Source organism: Frankia sp. RB5 (genome assembly GCF_059816245.1).
In genome coordinates, this window is the sequence record NZ_JCBATA010000022.1 from 1 (window position 1) to 17,099 (window position 17,099).

At 70.2% G+C, this 17,099-nt stretch carries 16 protein-coding genes and 2 pseudogenes; 10 read left to right on the plus strand and 8 right to left on the minus strand.

Annotation, left to right across the window (positions count from 1 at the left end; translation table 11 throughout):
• Positions 1 to 528: 528 nt before the first annotated feature.
• The 6 genes and pseudogenes from AC6EXY_RS13760 to AC6EXY_RS13785 form a co-directional block, all read left to right on the plus strand.
• A pseudogene (locus AC6EXY_RS13760) lies at positions 529 to 1,139 on the plus strand (ferritin-like domain-containing protein); the annotation flags it as partial.
• On the plus strand, positions 1,046 to 1,303 hold the full coding sequence (locus AC6EXY_RS13765) for a hypothetical protein (protein WP_207770486.1): 258 nt from the start codon (positions 1,046 to 1,048) through the stop codon (positions 1,301 to 1,303). The pseudogene AC6EXY_RS13760 and the gene AC6EXY_RS13765, both read left to right, overlap by 94 nt.
• Positions 1,304 to 1,586: 283 nt before the next feature.
• Entirely contained in the window at positions 1,587 to 2,465 is an 879-nt protein-coding gene (locus AC6EXY_RS13770) for a sigma-70 family RNA polymerase sigma factor (RefSeq protein ID WP_243407919.1), read from the plus strand.
• Positions 2,466 to 2,594: 129 nt separating this feature from the next.
• Positions 2,595 to 3,764, plus strand: coding sequence for an FAD-dependent oxidoreductase (locus tag AC6EXY_RS13775; protein WP_243407920.1), 1,170 nt, complete (start codon positions 2,595 to 2,597; stop codon positions 3,762 to 3,764).
• Between the two features lie 54 nt (positions 3,765 to 3,818).
• On the plus strand, positions 3,819 to 4,760 hold the full coding sequence (locus AC6EXY_RS13780; RefSeq protein WP_341477266.1) for an SDR family oxidoreductase: 942 nt from the start codon (positions 3,819 to 3,821) through the stop codon (positions 4,758 to 4,760).
• Positions 4,761 to 4,762: 2 nt separating this feature from the next.
• The gene (locus tag AC6EXY_RS13785; RefSeq protein ID WP_101833808.1) at positions 4,763 to 5,608 is read left to right on the plus strand and encodes a helix-turn-helix transcriptional regulator; all 846 of its coding nucleotides are present in this window, start codon (positions 4,763 to 4,765) and stop codon (positions 5,606 to 5,608) included.
• Here the strand turns inward: AC6EXY_RS13785 and AC6EXY_RS13790 are convergent.
• From AC6EXY_RS13790 to AC6EXY_RS13820, 7 genes and pseudogenes are all read right to left on the minus strand, one after another.
• On the minus strand, positions 5,605 to 6,339 hold the full coding sequence (locus AC6EXY_RS13790) for an SDR family oxidoreductase (RefSeq protein WP_101833809.1): 735 nt from the start codon (positions 6,337 to 6,339) through the stop codon (positions 5,605 to 5,607). The genes AC6EXY_RS13785 and AC6EXY_RS13790 overlap by 4 nt on opposite strands.
• Positions 6,340 to 6,526: 187 nt before the next feature.
• Positions 6,527 to 6,754, minus strand: coding sequence for a hypothetical protein (locus tag AC6EXY_RS13795; protein WP_243407921.1), 228 nt, complete (start codon positions 6,752 to 6,754; stop codon positions 6,527 to 6,529).
• Between the two features lie 474 nt (positions 6,755 to 7,228).
• Positions 7,229 to 7,462: a group II intron maturase-specific domain-containing protein gene (locus AC6EXY_RS13800; protein WP_243407922.1), complete on the minus strand. Its 234-nt coding sequence runs from the start codon at positions 7,460 to 7,462 to the stop codon at positions 7,229 to 7,231.
• A 27-nt stretch (positions 7,463 to 7,489) separates the two neighbouring features.
• The gene (locus tag AC6EXY_RS13805; RefSeq protein WP_499817431.1) at positions 7,490 to 7,693 is read right to left on the minus strand and encodes a hypothetical protein; all 204 of its coding nucleotides are present in this window, start codon (positions 7,691 to 7,693) and stop codon (positions 7,490 to 7,492) included.
• 102 nt (positions 7,694 to 7,795) lie between these two features.
• Positions 7,796 to 8,209: pseudogene (locus tag AC6EXY_RS13810) on the minus strand (enoyl-CoA hydratase/isomerase family protein); the annotation flags it as partial.
• 113 nt (positions 8,210 to 8,322) lie between these two features.
• Positions 8,323 to 8,832, minus strand: a complete 510-nt coding sequence (locus tag AC6EXY_RS13815) for a winged helix-turn-helix transcriptional regulator (protein ID WP_101833813.1) — start codon at positions 8,830 to 8,832, stop codon at positions 8,323 to 8,325.
• A gap of 168 nt (positions 8,833 to 9,000) precedes the next feature.
• The gene (locus AC6EXY_RS13820; RefSeq protein WP_101833815.1) at positions 9,001 to 10,014 is read right to left on the minus strand and encodes an NADP-dependent oxidoreductase; all 1,014 of its coding nucleotides are present in this window, start codon (positions 10,012 to 10,014) and stop codon (positions 9,001 to 9,003) included.
• Positions 10,015 to 10,622: 608 nt separating this feature from the next.
• Between AC6EXY_RS13820 and AC6EXY_RS13825 the strand changes: the two genes are divergently transcribed.
• The 3 genes from AC6EXY_RS13825 (at position 10,623) to AC6EXY_RS13835 (ending at position 13,830) form a co-directional block, all read left to right on the plus strand.
• A complete protein-coding gene (locus tag AC6EXY_RS13825) occupies positions 10,623 to 11,906 on the plus strand; it encodes an amidohydrolase family protein (RefSeq protein ID WP_165818575.1) in 1,284 nt (427 codons plus the stop codon).
• Between the two features lie 19 nt (positions 11,907 to 11,925).
• Positions 11,926 to 12,177, plus strand: a complete 252-nt coding sequence (locus AC6EXY_RS13830) for a hypothetical protein (RefSeq protein ID WP_101833819.1) — start codon at positions 11,926 to 11,928, stop codon at positions 12,175 to 12,177.
• 441 nt (positions 12,178 to 12,618) lie between these two features.
• On the plus strand, positions 12,619 to 13,830 hold the full coding sequence (locus AC6EXY_RS13835) for a glycosyltransferase (RefSeq protein WP_101833821.1): 1,212 nt from the start codon (positions 12,619 to 12,621) through the stop codon (positions 13,828 to 13,830).
• 88 nt (positions 13,831 to 13,918) lie between these two features.
• On the opposite strand, the gene AC6EXY_RS13840 is transcribed toward AC6EXY_RS13835, so the two are convergent.
• A complete protein-coding gene (locus tag AC6EXY_RS13840; RefSeq protein ID WP_101833823.1) occupies positions 13,919 to 15,160 on the minus strand; it encodes an RCC1-like domain-containing protein in 1,242 nt (413 codons plus the stop codon).
• 271 nt (positions 15,161 to 15,431) lie between these two features.
• Between AC6EXY_RS13840 and AC6EXY_RS13845 the strand changes: the two genes are divergently transcribed.
• Positions 15,432 to 16,625: a CaiB/BaiF CoA transferase family protein gene (locus tag AC6EXY_RS13845; RefSeq protein WP_243407923.1), complete on the plus strand. Its 1,194-nt coding sequence runs from the start codon at positions 15,432 to 15,434 to the stop codon at positions 16,623 to 16,625.
• The last annotated feature ends 474 nt before the right edge of the window (positions 16,626 to 17,099 follow it).

Sequence of the window (17,099 nt, forward strand, 5' to 3'; positions counted from 1 at the left end):
CAACCGGCTCGTCGGCATCCTCCACGGCTGCCTCAAGACCCAGACCGCCTACAGCGAGGCAACCGCCTGGCCACAAAACGTCACACTCGATGTCGCCGCTTGACATTCAAAAACATGGGATGTCTGACGTGCCTCAACCTCCGAGATGCGGCGCTCCGATGCGCTGCGTGCCACCACGATAGCTCTGCGCCCAAATGCCGACCCATGCCGGGCAAACATCCCGGAGATCGTCTGCTGGCCGGGGCGGAAGGCCAGGGCGGGGGCCAGCCGCCGCACTGGTCGCTTCGGTCGGGGTCGCCGGTTTCGGGGGCCGGCCGCAGGGTGCTGAGCGCCGTCTGGCGGCCGGCGTCGTCGCCGTTCCCGTGGTTGATCAGCGCGGCGCGGGCGAGCCAGCCGACTCCGTAGGCGTCGGCCAGCTCGCCCGCAGCGAGCTGGACCTGCCACGGCGCGGGCGTTGGCTGCGAACCTGCTCAACGCCGTCGGTGGGCGCCCTCGGCTGGACACGCCAGAGATGCTGCCTGGCCATCTCCCAGGCGCCTGCCCCACGGCGACCGCTCTCTGCAGCTGTCGCTGGTTCCGTTCGGGGCGGAAGCAATCGAGATGTTTCTCCGGCTCGAACGGCCGGCACGCCTGGTGCTCCAGCCGAGGGCGACAGCTATGAAACGATCGGGCAGTTCTACAGCGCGATCGAGAATGGGATGCGCGATCTGTGCGCTGACCTCGGCGAGCGGGAAGTCTTCCGCGGTGACCCGGCTCGCCAGGTCACCGCGGGCCCGTTCCACCACAGTGGCGGGCGACTGACCGCGGTCAACGATCTCGCCTCGGCGTTGGCGGCGTTGGAGGAGATCGTCGAGCAGGGCGAAGGCACGGCACGAGGCGAGGTCTGGGACGGCGACCAGGACATCTTCCACCCCGACGGGACGAGGTCGCGCATTACTACCGGTTCCAGGAACTCAAGCTGCGCCGGCGATACCGGCGCGGTGACACCCCGCGATCCGGGCCCACTGGCGAGGCTTTCTCGGTTGACCTCGGCGGCGTTCACCCGATGCGACCCAACCCGCTTCTGGAAGATCACGCTCCAGGTAGTCCGATCTGGGCCGCCCAGGAAGACTTCAACCACACCTACTGCGCTCTGCTGAATCAGTTGGAGCAGGCGCTCAACGGCAGCCCCAGCATGCTCGGCGCCGCAACCGGCACCATGTACGCGCTCAAGGCCAAGGCACAGGCCCTGATGGAGATGTCCGACGGCGAAGGCACAACAGCCGGCCCGACATTCGAGTACATACCGGTGCTCAGGCGATGAGCCGCGACGGCCAGGCGGTGATCCATATCTCGTTCGCGTCGGCGTGTCGATAGTTGCGGCGTGGATGTTTCGAGCACCTAACGGGCAGTGTCGACGTCGAACTCGTACGGGAATGGGAGAGTTCGCTGGTCGTATCGGCGTTCTCTGGGTGCCGCCTGTTCTGTGACGTGCTTGGTCATATGCCCTTCGCTCGGTCGTGGCGTGCCGTCGAGAGCTGGGACGGGCAGGTTCCGAATCTGGGCCGGGCGGCTAGCCTTGAGTCGCGAAACGACCTTGGGGGGCCGTGGTGGGGGATCTCGATGAGGCGGCGGCTATCTTCATGGGCGTGCGGCCACGCCTGTTCGGGATCGCGTACCGGATGCTCGGTAGCGCCAGCGAGGCGGAGGACCTGGTGCAGGACGTCTGGCTGCGCTGGCAGGCGACCGACCGCAGCGTGGTGAAGAGTCCGGGCGCGTTCCTGGCGACGACCACGACCCGGCTGGCCATCAACGAGCTGCAGTCGGCGCGGGTGCGGCGCGAGACGTACATCGGGCCGTGGCTGCCGGAGCCGGTCGACACCAGTGCGGATCCGTTCCTGGGGGCCGAGCGTGGGGAGGCGCTCGAGTTGGCGGTCCTGATGCTGATGGAGAAACTCACCCCGCAGGAGCGCGCGGCGTACGTGTTGCGGCAGGCGTTCGACTACCCGTACCCGCAGATCGCCGGCATCCTGCAGTCCACCGAGCCGGCCGTACGGCAACTGGTCAGCCGGGCCCGCAAACACGTCACCGGCGAGCGGAAGATACCGGTGCCCGAGACCGCGCAGCGCCAGCTGCTGGCCACCTTCCTTGAGGCCGCCCGCGCGGGTGATCTCGAGGCGCTGGAAAAGCTGTTCGCGGCCGACGTGGCGAGCATCTCCGACGGCAACGGCGCCCGGCAGGTTTCCCGCAAGGTGGTGTCCGGCGCGGCCCGGGTGGCGAAGTACATCGCGGCGTTCTCCACTTGGTTCTGGGATGGCGTGGAGCTGCGATGGGTCACCACGAACGGGCAGACGAGCGCCATCATGCGTCGCGGTGACACGCTCCTCGGAATGGTCACGATCGTCGCCTCCGAGGCGGGCATCGAGCAGCTGCTGTGGATGTTGAATCCGGAGAAGGTCGCCGCCATGGCCGATGTCACAGAATAGGTGCCTGCCCTGTCTGTAATCGTGATGGCGAGAGACAGGGGACGAAGGTGCGGACGATCCTGATCGTTGGCGGCGGGTATGCCGGCGTCGAGGGCTTCGGGGAACTGCTGGCGCTGGCGAAGGCCATTGGTGCGGCGCTACCCCGAGCTGAGCTCGGACGAGCTGAGCTTCCACCTGGTGGAGGCGCGCGACCGGATCCTGCCTGAGGTGAGCGACAAGCCGGGCGAGTGGGTGGTGCGCTCGCTGACCAAGCGCGGCGCGCACGTCCATTTGAACGCGCACCTGCTCTCGGCGAGCGGCAGTCACGTGGTGCTGTCCACCGGCGAGGAGTTCGACTCCGAGCTGATCGTCTGGACGGTCGGTAACGCCGCGAACCCGATGGTGCACAACCACACCGATCTGCCCATCGACGGCCGCGGGATGCTGCTGGTCCGGCCCGACCTGCGGGTCGGCACCGAAGGCGCGCCGGTGCCGGAGGCGTGGGGCGCCGGCGACGACGCCGCCATCCCCGACCTTGCCGCGGAGCGGCCCGGCGTCTCGACGGTGCCCAACGCCCAGCACGCGGTGCGCCAGGGCAAGCTGCTGGCCCGAAAGCTGATCGCCACGCTGCGCGGGCGGGAGCCCCGACCGTACGTGCACCACAGCCTCGGCGTGGTGGCCACGCTCGGCCTCGGCCTCGGCATCTTCCAGTTCCACCGCCTGGTCATCAAGGGCTTCCCGGCCTGGCTGATGCACCGCGGCTACCACGCGCTCGCGGTGCCAACCTGGGAGCGGAAAGTCCGAGTGCTCGCGGTCTGGGCGACCGCTGTGCCGTTCGGCCGGGACATCGTCTCGCTGCCTCGGTGCAGCACCCCCGGGAGGCATTCCTGGCCGGTGCCACCCCCCGCATGCCCGAGCCCGCCGAAACGGCGGATGCCCGGGTGGACATTGTCACGGCAGGCGATGCCCCGCGTTCATGACGACGCCGTACGCCGGCTCGCCGCGGCCTGCCGAGCGGGCGACGGCGTCGCGATCGAGGCCGTCCTCGACCCGGACGCCGTCGCCGTGTGCGACAGCGGTGGCCACGTGCCCGCCCCGCTCCGACCCGTGCACGGAGCAGCCCAGATCGCCCGGCTGATCCAGGCCCTGCTGCCCGGAGCCGACCTGACCGTCGAGAGCGTCAACGGGCGCGCTGCCCTGCTTGTTCGCCGGGCCGGCACGGCCGTGGCCGTGATCACCGTCGCCTGCCACGAGGATCGGGCCACGACCCTCTGGGCCGTGCTGAATCCCGCCAAGCTGCGGGGCTGGCACCGCGGCTGAGCCTTGTACTGACAGGACATGGTTCCGGACGCCGAGTGGCGTCAGCGTTGAGGCATGAAGAAGGTAACCATGCAGAACACCATTGATCTGACCGGACGACTCGCCGTGGTGACCGGAGCAAGCAGCGGCCTTGGACTGGGTCTGGCGACCCGCCTGGCCGCGGCCGGCGCCAAGGTTCTCCTGCCGGTCCGCGATGAGGCCAAGGGCAAGGCCGCACTGAGCCACATCCGCGCCGAAGCACCCGGTGCGGACGTGTCGCTGCGCGAACTCGACCTGGCCTCGCTGAAGTCGGTGGAGGCCCTGGGCGACACCCTGAACGCCGAGGGCCGGCCGATCCACATTCTGATCAACAACGCCGGGCTGATGACGCCTGCCACGCGACACACCACCGCCGACGGCCTGGAACTGCAGTTCGGGACCAACCACATCGGGCACTTCGCGCTCACCGGCTGGCTGCTGCCGCTGCTGAACGCCGGCCACGCCCGGGTGACCACGATGACCAGCAGCGCGGCCCGGCACGCCAAGCTCAACTGGGAAGACCTGCAGAGCGACCAGGCGTACGCGCCGATCCGCGCCTACAACCAGTCGAAGCTGGCGAACCTGCTGTTCGCACTCGAACTCGACCGGCGCTCCCGGGCCGGGGGCTGGGGGATCGTCAGCAACGCCGCACACCCCGGCACCACCCTGACCGGCCTGTACGCCGCCGGACCCAACCTGGGCCGGGAGAAATCCTCGCCGATCGAGGCCGCGATGAAGCGCCTGGCCCGCTGGGGCGTCCTGGTCCAGGGCGTCGACCGGGGCCTGCTCCCGGCCCTGTACGCGGCCACCAGTCCGGACGCCGAGGGCGGCCACTTCTACGGTCCGGACGGCTTCGGTCAGTTCACCGGCGGTCCGGCCGAGCTGGAGATCTACCGCCCGGCACGCGACGAGGCCGCGGCCACCAGGCTGTGGGACGTCTCGCAACGTCTCGCCGCCGTCGAGTTCGCGGCGGTGTGAGCATGGACCGCGCCCGGCTGGCCGAATACCTGCGTACCCGTCGTGAAGCCCTGCAACCGGAGGACGTCGGCCTGCCCCGCGGGCGGCGCAGGCGCACCCACGGCCTGCGCCGCGAGGAGGTGGCCGTGCTGTCCGACATGTCGATCGACTACTACAGCCGCCTCGAACAGCCGCGCGGTCCCCATCCCTCCGAGCAGATCCTCGGTGCGCTCGCCCGCGGGCTGCGCCTGTCCATGGAGGAGCGTGACCATCTCTTCCGGCTCGCCGGGTACGCCACCCCGCGCCGCTCCACAGACGACCACGTCAACCCGGGGATGATGCGCATCTTCGACGGTCTGCGAGATGCCGCGGCGCAGGTGGTGAGCCCGCTCGGCGAGACCTTGCTGCAGACCCCGCTGTCCGTCGCCCTGATCGGCGACGAGAACGTCCACCAGGGTCTCGCGCGCAGCCTGCACTATCGCTGGTTCACCGACCCGACGACGCGGCTTCTCCGGCCCGCGGAGGGGCCGCTCATCGTTGCGGACCTGCACGGGTCGTACATCCGCGACGGCAAGGATTCCCGGGCGGGCGCGCTGGTCGGCGCGTTGCTCGAGGAAAGCCCGGAGTTCGCCGGGCTCTGGCGTGGGCATCCTGTGGCGAGCCGCTACTGCGGCCCGGTACAGCTCGTGCACCCGCAGGTCGGGCCGATCGACCTGCACTGCCAGCGGCTGATCGACCCGGACCAGTCGCAGCAACTGGTCGTCTACACCGCACAACCAGGCAGCGAGAGCCACGAGAAACTAGAAGTCCTGAAAGTGATCGGCGGCCAGCACCTCGACGAGGCGCTGACCGCCGATCTCGGTGACTAGCGGGTCAGCCAGTCGCGGTAGGAGGTCTTCGCGAGGACTGCGCCCTCCGGGGCGATCAGGACATCACCAGGCACCGCGCCGAACATGCCGGCGGCCGGGTCGACGACGACCGTGCGCTTGTCGCCCTTGGCAGCCAGCGCGGCCCGGCCCCACTCGTCGAGCGTGAAGACCTCGGGGCCGGCCACGTTCCGGGTGCCCTGCAGCGGCGCGCCCACGGCGACCTCGGCCACCGCCTTTGCGACGTCGGCCGACGCCATCGGCTGCACCGGCGTGCCGGGCAGCCGTACCGTGTCTCCGTCGGCGGTCCAGGACAGGATCGCGTCGGCGAACTCGAAGAACTGGGTGGCGCGGATGATCGAGTACGGCACCGGGCCCGCCTTCAGGATCTCCTCTTGCAGCGCTTTGGCGCGGTAGTAAGCGAGGTCCGGCACCTGGTCCACGCCGACGATCGACAGGATCACGGCGTGGCCGACGCCCTCGCGCTGCGCGGCCGCCAGCAGATTTTCCATCGTCGTCCGGAAGAAGTCGGCCGAGGCCTCGTCGAAGGTCGGCGAGTTCGTCAGGTTCAGCACGACGTCGGCGTCCTTGAGTCCGGTGTCGAGGCCCTCGCCGGTGAGCAGGTCCACCCCGTTCGACGGCGACAGCGGCACCGCCTCGTGCCCCTCCGCCTGAAGGATCTTGACGACCTGCGAGCCGATGAGCCCGGTGCCACCCAGCACGGCGATCTTCATGTCTCACACCTCTGTCTCGGTCGGGAGGCCGGGCGTTCACCCGGCTACGCCAGCTATGACCGGACAGCACCGCGAGTTGTGACTCGCGCGCATGTCACACACGGAGCGCATGCCGCTGGAGGGTGAGCAAGTCGGTCAGGCCGAAGTGGCGGGGCCAGTCAGTTCGTGACCGGCCTCGCCCTTCTCATCATGGTGGGGTCGGGAGGGGCTCGGGCTCGTGGTGCGGGGTGTCGAGGCGGGCGTGGGTGTCGGTGCGTAGCTGGGTGACGAGGCTGCGTGCGGTGGTGGTGCCGATGTGGAGGCGTTTGCGGAGGGTGTCGGCGGAGATCGGCCGGTGGTGGTGCTGCCAGTGGAGGGCGTCTTCGGCGCGGGCTCGGTGCAGGAGGTCCTGGTGGGCGGACAACCGTCGGTCCACGTGGGGGTTCGTCCGCGGCGGCGTCCGGTGGTCGTGCACCGGCTCGGCTGACGGTGCCGGCGGGCTGACCTGGTCCGGGGGCTTCGTAGGTTCTCCGAGGCGGGCCTGGCCTCGCGCGGCAGGCGCCGGCTCTGCGGGCGGGCCAGATGTCCGAATGGCCTGGAGAAGTCCGGGGTGAGGTCGACCCGAGGCGCGGTGCTGGGCTCGCACCCAGCCCGTCTCCTCGGGTCGCCTCCCGCACCGGACGTGCGCCTTTCAACGCATCCGGCGCTCCACAAGCCCCGCTGTGCGGTCCGGTTCTGTCACGTGACGCTGGGCCACGGCGACGGGATCTTGACGGCCCGGTAACGGTATCGGGTGGTGCTGACCGACGCCGGGTCGAACAAGGTCACGTTGCCGTCCGCGGGCCACCACCTGTCCCGAGGGTTCGTGCAGTAGCGGCGTAGCAGTTCCTCCCAGTTGGTTCGCCGGTGTTTATCGCATCACCCGACTCCACACGTAGGAGCGTAGGTGTTCGAAGGTCGCACTCGACACTCCGGCTCGGAAGTAGGCTGTCCAGCCTCGCAGCACCGGGTTGAGCCGGCGCGCGAGGTCGGCCAGCGTCTCGTTGACGTTCTGCATGCACATCGCCTTCACCTTCGTCTTGATCGCGCGGAGCGCCTTCTTCGACGGATAGGTGTAGACGTAGTGCCTGGATGTCCCTCTCAAAGGCAATGGCCGTCAGCCCGACCGTCACTAGCTCCAGAGCGTTACGCCGCTCGCTTCGACCGCCACGCCGGTCACCCCGCTCATCGTCCGGTGGGTCATCGTCCCCATCCGGCCCTGGCTCACCATCGCCGTCATCGCCTGGCGGTGGTGCTGGGTCTCCGTCGTCGGGCTCTGGTAGCTCGCCTTCCGGGCCGGGGTCGTCGCCAGCATCAGGTGTCGGACCATCGTCATCCGGCTGACTTGCGGTTCCCGCCATCGAAGTCCTGGTTGTAGCCGGCGAGGTCGAGGGCGGCGTCGACGACGGCCTCCGGCTCGACGAGGCCGGTTCACCAGGCCCCAGCCGAGTGCCTCGGCCGCGTCGACGGCGCGGCCGGTGTACATCATCTCGGCCGCGCGGCCCTCGCCGACCAGCCGGGGGAGGAGATAGCTGATCCCCATCTCCCCCGCGGACAGTCCGAGGCGGACGTTGGCGACGAGAAAGCGGGCGGTGGGGGCGGCGCGCGCAGGTCCACGGCCGGCGCGAGACCGAGCCCGCCGCCCGCGGCGGGGCCGTTGACGGCGGCGAGACCACCGGCACGGGGGCGCCGCGCGGCCGGGCGACGAGGCCAGCCGCTGCTGGCCGCGGTAGCGGTCCTCCGCACTGTCCGGCCCGGCGCCGTCCCATCCGTCCCGGAGGTCGAATCCGGCGCAGAAGCCCCGTCCCGCGCCGGTAAGGACAACGGTGCGAACGTCGCCGGCGGCCTCCACGCGGTCGAGGGCAGCATGGAGACCGCCGATGAACTCCTCGGTGATCGCGCCCGAGTCGGTCCGGCCTGTTCAGCGTGAACATCCAAGTTCCAGGGCGCGGCTCGGCGATTGGCTTATCCGGCCTTCCGCAGACGGAAAGTCGGTCCGGGAAGACTCTCGATGTCTTCCGCCGCCACCGCATGCCCCGCTTCACAGCGGACCTCGACGCCGACCGGCGCACCACACCCGTGGTGGCGCGTCAGCATGGCCGGCCCCTCCGGGTCCGCACGGTAACGGTCGCCCCACTGCAGAAGCCCCAGCACGGCAGGAATCAGATCCATCCCCCTGGGGGTGATCACGTACTTCGGCCGACTCCGCGACCCGGGCACCTGGTACGTCTCGGTGGCCAGGATCCCTTCCTCCACAAGCATGCGGAGCCGCGCCGCGAGCAGGTTACGAGGACACCCGAGGACTCGCTCGAACTCACCGAACCGCGACGAGCCGTAAAAGATCTCGCGCAGGATCAGAATCGTCCACTTTTCCCCCACGATCTCGAGGGTTCGCGCGATCGAACAGTTCGACGTGTCCCGATCGAGGCGAGCGTCCGCGTCGATGCCTTCAGGAGCTGGGGTCCGTCCATCCATGGTGTGATCCTACCGCCCCTGAGTTTAGTATCTAGTACTCAGTCGGCCTGCTGCCCGCCAGCAGCGCGGCGGACGGGCAGCCGTCGCCAGGGTTGTCGCGGTGCCCTCCTCACCGACACTCGGGACAGACCTACCCCCGTTGCAAGTGCGCTCATACGCTAAAGCTCGTCAGGCGTTTTCGGGCACGACGGCGACGACGACCTTGCCGGCCTTCGTACGGCCTTGCTCGACGTGGGCCAGCGCCTCGAGTGTCTCGGAGAACGGGAACGTCCGGTCGATGACCGGGCGGAGCTCCCCCTGGTCGTAGAGGGCGCCGAGCTCGCGCAGCTGGGAGCCGTTGGCCTGCATGAAGAAGAACTGGTAACGCACGCCCAGGGCCTTGGCCTGCCTGCGCACCTTGCGGCTGAGGAAGTTCATGGCCACGCTCAGGAACGCCGGGGCGCCGAGCTGCTTGGCGAATCCGGCGTCCGGCGGGCCGGCGACGCCGATGGCGAGGCCGCCGGGCTTCAGCACGGTCAGCGACTTTTCGAGGTTCGTCCCGCCCAGGGAGTCCAGCGCCAGGTCGTAGCCGGACAGCACCTTCGAGAAGTCTTCCTCGGTGTAGTCGACCACGACGTCGGCGCCGAGGCTGCGGACCAGGCCGATCGTCCGCGTGTTCGTGGTGGTGGCCACCGAAGCCCCGAGGTGCTTGGCGAGCTGGATGACCGTCGAGCCGAGACCGCCGGCGCCCGCGTGGATGAGCACTTTCTGCCCCGGCTGCACGTTCGCCCGCTCGACGAGAATCTGCCAGGCGGCCAGCGCCACCAGTGGCACCGCGGCCGCCTCGTGGAGGGTCAGCGACTCCGGCTTGGGCGCGACGTCGTCCTGGTCGATCGCGATGTACTCCGCGAACCCGCCGATCCGCAGATCGCGCGGACGGGCGTAGATCTCGTCGCCGACGTGGATGCCGCGGACGGCCGGACCGACCTTCGTGACGACGCCGGCCACGTCGTGTCCCAGTACGAACGGCGTCTTGTACTTCAGGAGCTGTTTGAACTCCCCGTTGCGAACCATCTTGTCGAGGGGGTTGATGCTCGTGGCGTGCACCCGGACGAGGACGTCGCGGTCCCCGACCGCGGGCTCGGGTACCTCCGCGGCGCGCACGGTGTCCTTGCCGTACTTCTCGACGACGAATGCCTTCATGTCAGCCAGCTTTCTGCGTCATCCGGTCGCTGGTTTCCCGGTGGCCGCTGGGGATGTCCGGGCAGGTCCGGAGGACTCCGGTCACGCAGGCAAGCCGCCTGCGTGTGCCCCGACGCTAGCAGCTGAGTATAAGAAAGTAAACTCATACCTGCTGGGCAGGCGTACCCCGACCGCAGGGCATCCTTGTCGATCTTTCCGACCGGGTCCTTCGGGATGGCGTCGAGCACGAGCAGCTCGGTCGACCGCATGCTGTAGATCGTCGGGGCCGCGCTGAAGTACGTGGGACGGTGGCGGTTCGACGACGTCGAAGGTCGACCGCGCCGCCGCGCTGAGCTGCTCCGCCATCGCCGTCGCACCCCCGCACCCCGGCGCGGCCGGTGGAACCGGAGGTCAGGACGGGTGCGCGAAGGTGGAAGGGATTGACAGCGAGCGCTCGCGGGCTATCTTCTTATCGACAAATGTGTGAAAGCGGTCACATTCGGTGTCCGCTGATATTCGCGTTGATTCCGAGGAGTTTTCCGACCTGCGATATGCCGTCCGGCAGCGGATGGGCGGCACGTCGCGGACATCCCTCAGCCTGTCTCGTTTCGTGGATCAGGAGAGCCCCGATGGCACAGACGAACACATCCTCGACGGGCGGGCGCCGCTTTACGCTCGTCTCCGCCGACACCCATGCCGGCGCCGCGTTACGCGACTACCGGCCGTACCTGCCCGCTGACCTGCACGAGGAGTTCGACGCCTGGGCTACCGCGTTCGCCGACGGCTGGGTCGACTACGACGTGGAGCAGACCGTCGCCCACGACGACGGGGTGCGCATCGGCGTGTCCTCGTTCCTGTCGCCGTACAACTGGGACAGCCCGAAGCGGCTTGAGCACCTGGAGGAACAGGGCATCGCCGCGGAGGTGATCTTCCCGAACACCGTTCCGCCGTTCTACCCGTCCGGGGTCATCACCGCCCCGGCACCGCTGACCGCGGACGAGTACCGCCTGCGCTGGGCGGGCGTGCAGGCCCACAACCGCTGGCTCGCCGACTTCTGCAAGGACGTCCCGGGTCGCCGCGCCGGGATCGCGCAGATCTTCCTCAACGACGTCGACGCCGCGATCGAGGAGCTGCGCCGGGCGAAGGACGCCGGGCTGGCTGGCGTGATCATTCCGGGCGACCACCACCTGCGGCTGGTGAACATCTTCGGCCGGCGCCTCGACCCGTTCTGGTCCGCCTGCGAGGACCTCGACATGCCCGTGCACCGGCACGCCCAGCAGGTCGCCGAGCCCGAGACGGAGGACAGCGGGCCCGGTGGTCCGGCGGTCGGCACCTACGAGGTCCAGGCATTCACCGAGCGGACCCTGCCGCAGCTCACCATCGGCGGGGTGCTGCACCGCCACCCGCGGCTGAAGTTCGTCATCGTCGAGGCGAACGCGGCCTGGGTCGTGCCCGCGCTGGCCGCCCTCGACAACTGGTACCACTTCACGAACGCGGAGGACTCGCCGCTGAAGATCTTTGGCGGCCGCGCGATCGCCGACCACGACCTGCTGCCCAGCGAGTACTTCCGGCGTAACTGCTACATCGGGAGCTTCCTGACCGGACAGGACATCGCGGCCCGTCACGAGATCGGCGTCGACAACCTTATGTGGGGTTCGGACTACCCGCACCATGAGGGAACGTGGCCCTTCACGGAAATCGCGCTGCGGTCGAACTTCAGCGGTATTCCCGAGGACGAGGCCCGCAGGATCGCGGGGGAGACGGCGGCGAAGGTCTACAACCTGGACGTGGACTTCCTGCGGTCGATCGGGGACCGCATCGGGCCGCTCCCGGAACACATCGCGCAACCCGTGACGGCGGCTGACATCCCGTCGAACACCGCCTGCCCGACGTTCCTCACCTTCGCGGCCTGATCGGCCCAGCGGAGTCCCGATGACAACCACGAGTGACGCCGCCGCCGATTCCCCGTTGCGCCCGGAGGACTTCGACCACCACGCGCCGGAGTTCGCCCGGAACTCGGACGCGTGGCGGAAGGTGGCCCGCGGGTGCCCGGTGGCGCATTCCCAGCGGCAGGGTGGGTTCTACGTGGCGGCCCGCTATGCGGACGTCGATCAGGTGGCGCACGAGGACCAGGCGTTCTCCAGTGTCTTCGACCCGGCGCGAGGGCTCGGCGGGGGCCATTAACCCACACATACCGGTGGAGGAAGCCACGACGCAGTCCATCTGCCGGCTCCCCAGCCCGCGGGCAGGGGAGCGGGCGCGGGGGCTGCGTGCGCGAGGCGCGGGCGACCGGGTTGGATCGGCCGGTCCAGGTGCCGAGCAGCGAGTAGCCACTGAAACTGCCGCCCATCGGCCAGGTCGTGTCCGTACCCTCGCCGGCACCGGGCGCCGGCCGGCCCTGATCGGTTGCCAAACCCGAGGGCCCAGAAAATGATCGGCCCAATGGCCTGACCGGAGTTCGAAGGGTGAACGCCGCGCATTCGAGTGGCAAGAACCGGAACACGCTTTCGTTGCCTTCATTATATGGCGCACCGGGTGGATGATGTCAAGATCATAATGGCGGTGCAGAATGGCGGACCGTAGTCGGATCCTGCGTACGGCAGGACCGAGGAACGGGAGCCGAACATGCGCGTGTTGTTGTCGACGTACGGGTCGCGGGGGGACGTCGAACCGCTGCTGGGGCTCGCGGTGCGGGTGCGGGAACTCGGCGTCCAGGTGCGGATGTGCGCGCCACCGGACGAGGAGTTCGCGCGGCGGCTGGCCGATGTCGGCGTCGCGATGGTGCCGATCGGCCCGCCGATGGGTTCGATGGTGGCGCCCTCGTCATCGGCGGAGGCGTCCCGGCGGGTGTCCGACCTGGCGGCGCTGTTCGACGAGATCCTCGCGGCGGCGGCGGGATGCGACGCGCTCCTGGCGACGGGGATGGCGCATTTCGCCTCGCGGTCGGTGGCCGAGCGGCTCGCCATCCCGTACGTGTACGCGACGTTCTGCCCGTTTCTGCTGCCGTCGCCATATCAGGCGCCGCCGCCGCTCCTGCTGCCGGGCCAGCCGGCGCCGCCGGCGAATGCCGGCAACCGGGCGCTGTGGCATCTGAACGCGCAGTCGTTCAACCGGCTCCATCGCGAGGCGCTCAACGCCCATCGGGCCTCGGTCGGCCTGCCGCCGGTGGACGACGTCCGTTCCTTCCTCCTCACCGACCACCCGTGGCTGGCGACGGACCCGGTCCTGGGCCCCTGGCGGGAGACGGCGGACCTCGACGTCGTGCACACCGGTGCGTGGATCCTGCCGGACGAGCGTCCGCTGCCGGCCGATCTGACTGCTTTCCTGAATGCTGGCGAACCGCCGGTCTACGTCGGTTTCGGCAGCATGCGCGGAGTGCGCCCGGATACCGCGCGGATGGCCATCGCGGTTGTCCGCGGGCAGGGCAGGCGCGTGCTCGTCGGGCGCGGCTGGGCGCACCTGAGCCTGATCGACGATGGGGACGACTGTTTCCTCGTCGGCGAGGTCAACCAGCAGGCACTGTTCGGCCGGGTGGCCGCGGTCGTGCACCACGGTGGCGCGGGGACGACGACGGCGGCGGCTCGGGCCGGCGCTCCCCAGGTGGTGGTGCCCCAGGCCGCGGACCAGCCCTACTGGGCCGCCCGGGTGGCCGACCTGGGTATCGGTGCGGCGCACGACGGTCCCACGCCGACGATCGAATCCCTGACCACGGCGCTCGACGTGGCGCTGGCCCCCGAGACCCGTGCGCGAGCGATGGCCCTGGCCGGCACGATCCGCGCCGACGGGGCGGCGGCGGCCGCGACCCTGCTGATCGACCATGTTGATCGACCGTGTTGATCGACCGTGTTGACCGCGGCCCCGGGCCGGCGACGCTGCCGGCGCGGGGCCGCGGGGATCGCACCGGCCTGGTGGCCGGGGTGGTTGCTCAGCTTCCCCAGGTGCCGAGCAGGGAGTAGCCGCTGAAGCCGCCGCCGGCGATGGCCTCGGCCTTGACGGTGCCGCTGACCTGGACCGGGCTCAGGCTGTACGGCGGCATGGTGGTGCCGTTGCCGAGCTGGCCGTAGTAGTTGCTGCCCCAGGCCCACGCGGTGCCGTCCCAGCGCAGCGCGTACCCGCTGAAGCTGCCCGCCGAGATCGCGGTGACGCCGACGAGCCCGGTGCCTCCGTTGACCTGGACGGGGACCAGCGACGACTCGTCGTCGCCGTTGCCGAGCTGGCCGGTGTTGCCCAGCCCCCAGGCCCACAGGGTGGCGTCCCGGCGCAGCGCGTAGCCGGTGTTGCCCTCGCTGCTGGCCGCGATGGCGGTCACCTGGGTGAGGCCGGGTACGACGACGGGCGTCGAGCTGGCCGTGGTGGTGTCGTTGCCGAGCTGGCCGTGGTCGTTCTCGCCCCAGGCCCGCACCATGCCGTCCCAGCCCAGCGCGTAGCCGTTCTCCTGGCCGCCGGCGATCGCCCTGATGCCGCTGAGCCCGGCGACCTGGACCGGCACCGAGCTGTCGGTGGTGGTGCCGTCGCCGAGCTGGCCCTCGTCGTTGTAGCCCCAGGCCCACACGGTGCCGTCGCCGCGCAGGGCGTATCCCGTCTGGCCGCCGCTCGCGATGGCGATGATGCGGTCCAGCCCGCCGACCTGCACGGGAACCCGGCTGCTGGTGGTGGTGGTGCCGTTGCCCAGCTGCCCGTAGGTGTTGTAGCCCCAGGCCCACACGGTGCCGTTCTGGCGCAGCGCGTACCCGTTGACGCTGCCGCCGGCGAGAGCGGAGACCTGGGTCAGGCCGCTGATCCGGACGGGGAGCGTGCGGTTCATGGTGGTGCCGTCGCCCAGCTGCCCGTACGCGTTGTAGCCCCAGGACCAGGGGGTGCCGTCCGCGCGCACCGCGTAGCCGGAATACCGGCCCGCTGCGACGCCGACCACGCGGTCGAGGCCAGTCAGGCCGCTGACCCGGACGGGCACGGCGCTGTTGGTGGTGGTGCCGTTCCCCAGCGCCCCGAGTCCGTTGTAACCCCAGGACCATTCCGTGCCGCTGGCAGCCGCGAGGCGATGTGGCCCGGTGGCGGTGTCCGGTGGCGTGGTTGCCGCCGTGGCCGCGGCGGCCGCGGTGGGCAGAGCCAGGATGCCGGCAGCGGCCAGCGCCAGCGTCCCCGGGCCCAGCCGTCGTCGACGAAACATGGTCACTCCTCGTCCCTGTGGGTGTCGTCATCGACGCCCCTTGGTCGCGAAGAGTAGTCAGTCCCTGCCGCGATGCCGCCGTTCGTCCACGATGGCCGTCGCTCTGCGTGTCGAGTGCATTGCCGGACGTCCGGGTCGGGGTCAGCTTTCGGGTTGCCCTCGCCGGTCAAGTGCGCGCAGACCCACGGCTACACCGCGAACTGTGGGATTCTCGGCGTCCGTGCGTGGGGCCACCGCCCTTGCCTGGGTCACAGTCGGTGGGAGGGTGCGGGTGGGCGAGACACCGCTGCTGGCGGGCATCACGGTCGTGGCGGTGGAGCAGGCGGTGGCCGCGCCGCTGGCGAGCCGCCACCTGGCCGATCTCGGCGCTCGGGTGATCAAGGTGGAGCGGCCGGACGGCGGCGACTTCGCGCGGCGCTACGACACGGCGGTCGCCGGCATGGGCAGCCACTTCGTCTGGCTGAACCGGGGCAAGGAGTCGATCACCCTCGACCTGAAGCATCCCGCGGGCGCCGCCGTGCTCGCCGATCTGGTCGCCCGCGCCGACGTCCTGCTGCAGAATCTGGCGCCGGGCGTGGCGGCCCGCCTCGGATTCGGATCGGACGAGGTACGCGCCCGCCATCCGCGGCTGGTCACGGTGAGCGTCTCCGGTTACGGCACCGGCGGACCGTTCGCGGACCGGCGCGCCTACGACATGCTCGTGCAGAGCGAGACCGGGCTCGCCTCGGTGACCGGGCCGCCGGAACGGGCGGCGAAGACGGGAATACCCGCGTCCGACATCGCCGCCGGCATGTATGCCTTCAGCGGCGCGCTCGCCGCCCTGCTCGCCCGGGAGCGCACGGGTCACGGCGCGGCCATCGAGACCAGCCTGTTCGACGCGACCGCCGAATGGCTCGGCTACCAGATCCACTACGCGGCGGCGACCGGCGTCGTCCCGCCGCGCGCCGGCCTGAGTCACGCCAGCATCGCCCCCTACGACGCCTTCCCGACGGCTGACGGCGCCGAGGTCCTCATCGGCATCCAGAACGACCGCGAGTGGGCGCGGTTCGCGACGTCGTTCCTGGGCCGCCCGGACCTCGTGGACCATCCGGACTGGGCCACCAACGTCGCCCGGGTGCGCCACCGGCGGCTCGTCGACGCGCTGATCGGCGGCCGGACGGCGACGCTCACCGCCGACGAGACGATCGCGCGGCTCGACGCGATCGACATCGCGAGCGCCCGCCTGAACTCCGTCGCCGACCTGCTGACCCATCCGCAGCTCGTCGCCCGTGAGCGGTGGCGCGACGTCGACACCCCGGTCGGTCCCGTCCGCGCGCTGCGCCCGCCGATCGACGTCGTCGCCGGCGGTGTCGCGCCGTCGACGGGGCCGGTGCCGGCGCTCGGCGAGCACACCGACGCCGTCCTGCGCTGGCTCGGCTATCCGACGGAACGCATCGCCCGGCTGCGAGCCGCGGGCGCGGTCTAGTCCGTTCCTCGGGTTGCGATCTTTGTGTCGGCCTGTCGCGCCAGCGGTCCGAGGCCGTTCGCGGCCGGCGGTCCGTGACAGCGTTCTGACACTGTCACGGCGTTCTCTGCCAGAAACCTAGGGACAAACCGGACACGACACACCAGGAAACTGGCATCACGCCGCCTTCCCCGGCGGCTACTCCCCCTCCACGGGAAGTCCCCCGCCTCCCCGGCCTTCGGGTCGCCACCCACACCGAGGTTGATCATGAACGGGTGGTGTCGGGGGTCGGGGCACGGTAGGCGGGCGGCGGGTGGCGAGCGGACGTGTCCACACGAGGACGGCTCGAGAGATCACAACTCGACACGCGGCCTGGGCGGAACCGGTGCGGCTTCCTGGGCGGGGCCCATGCCGGGGCGGGTGCGGGTGCGGGTCCGTGGACGCGGCTCGTCCGGTCTCGGGTCGCTGGCGAATCAGTGTTCAGGATTTGGGCTG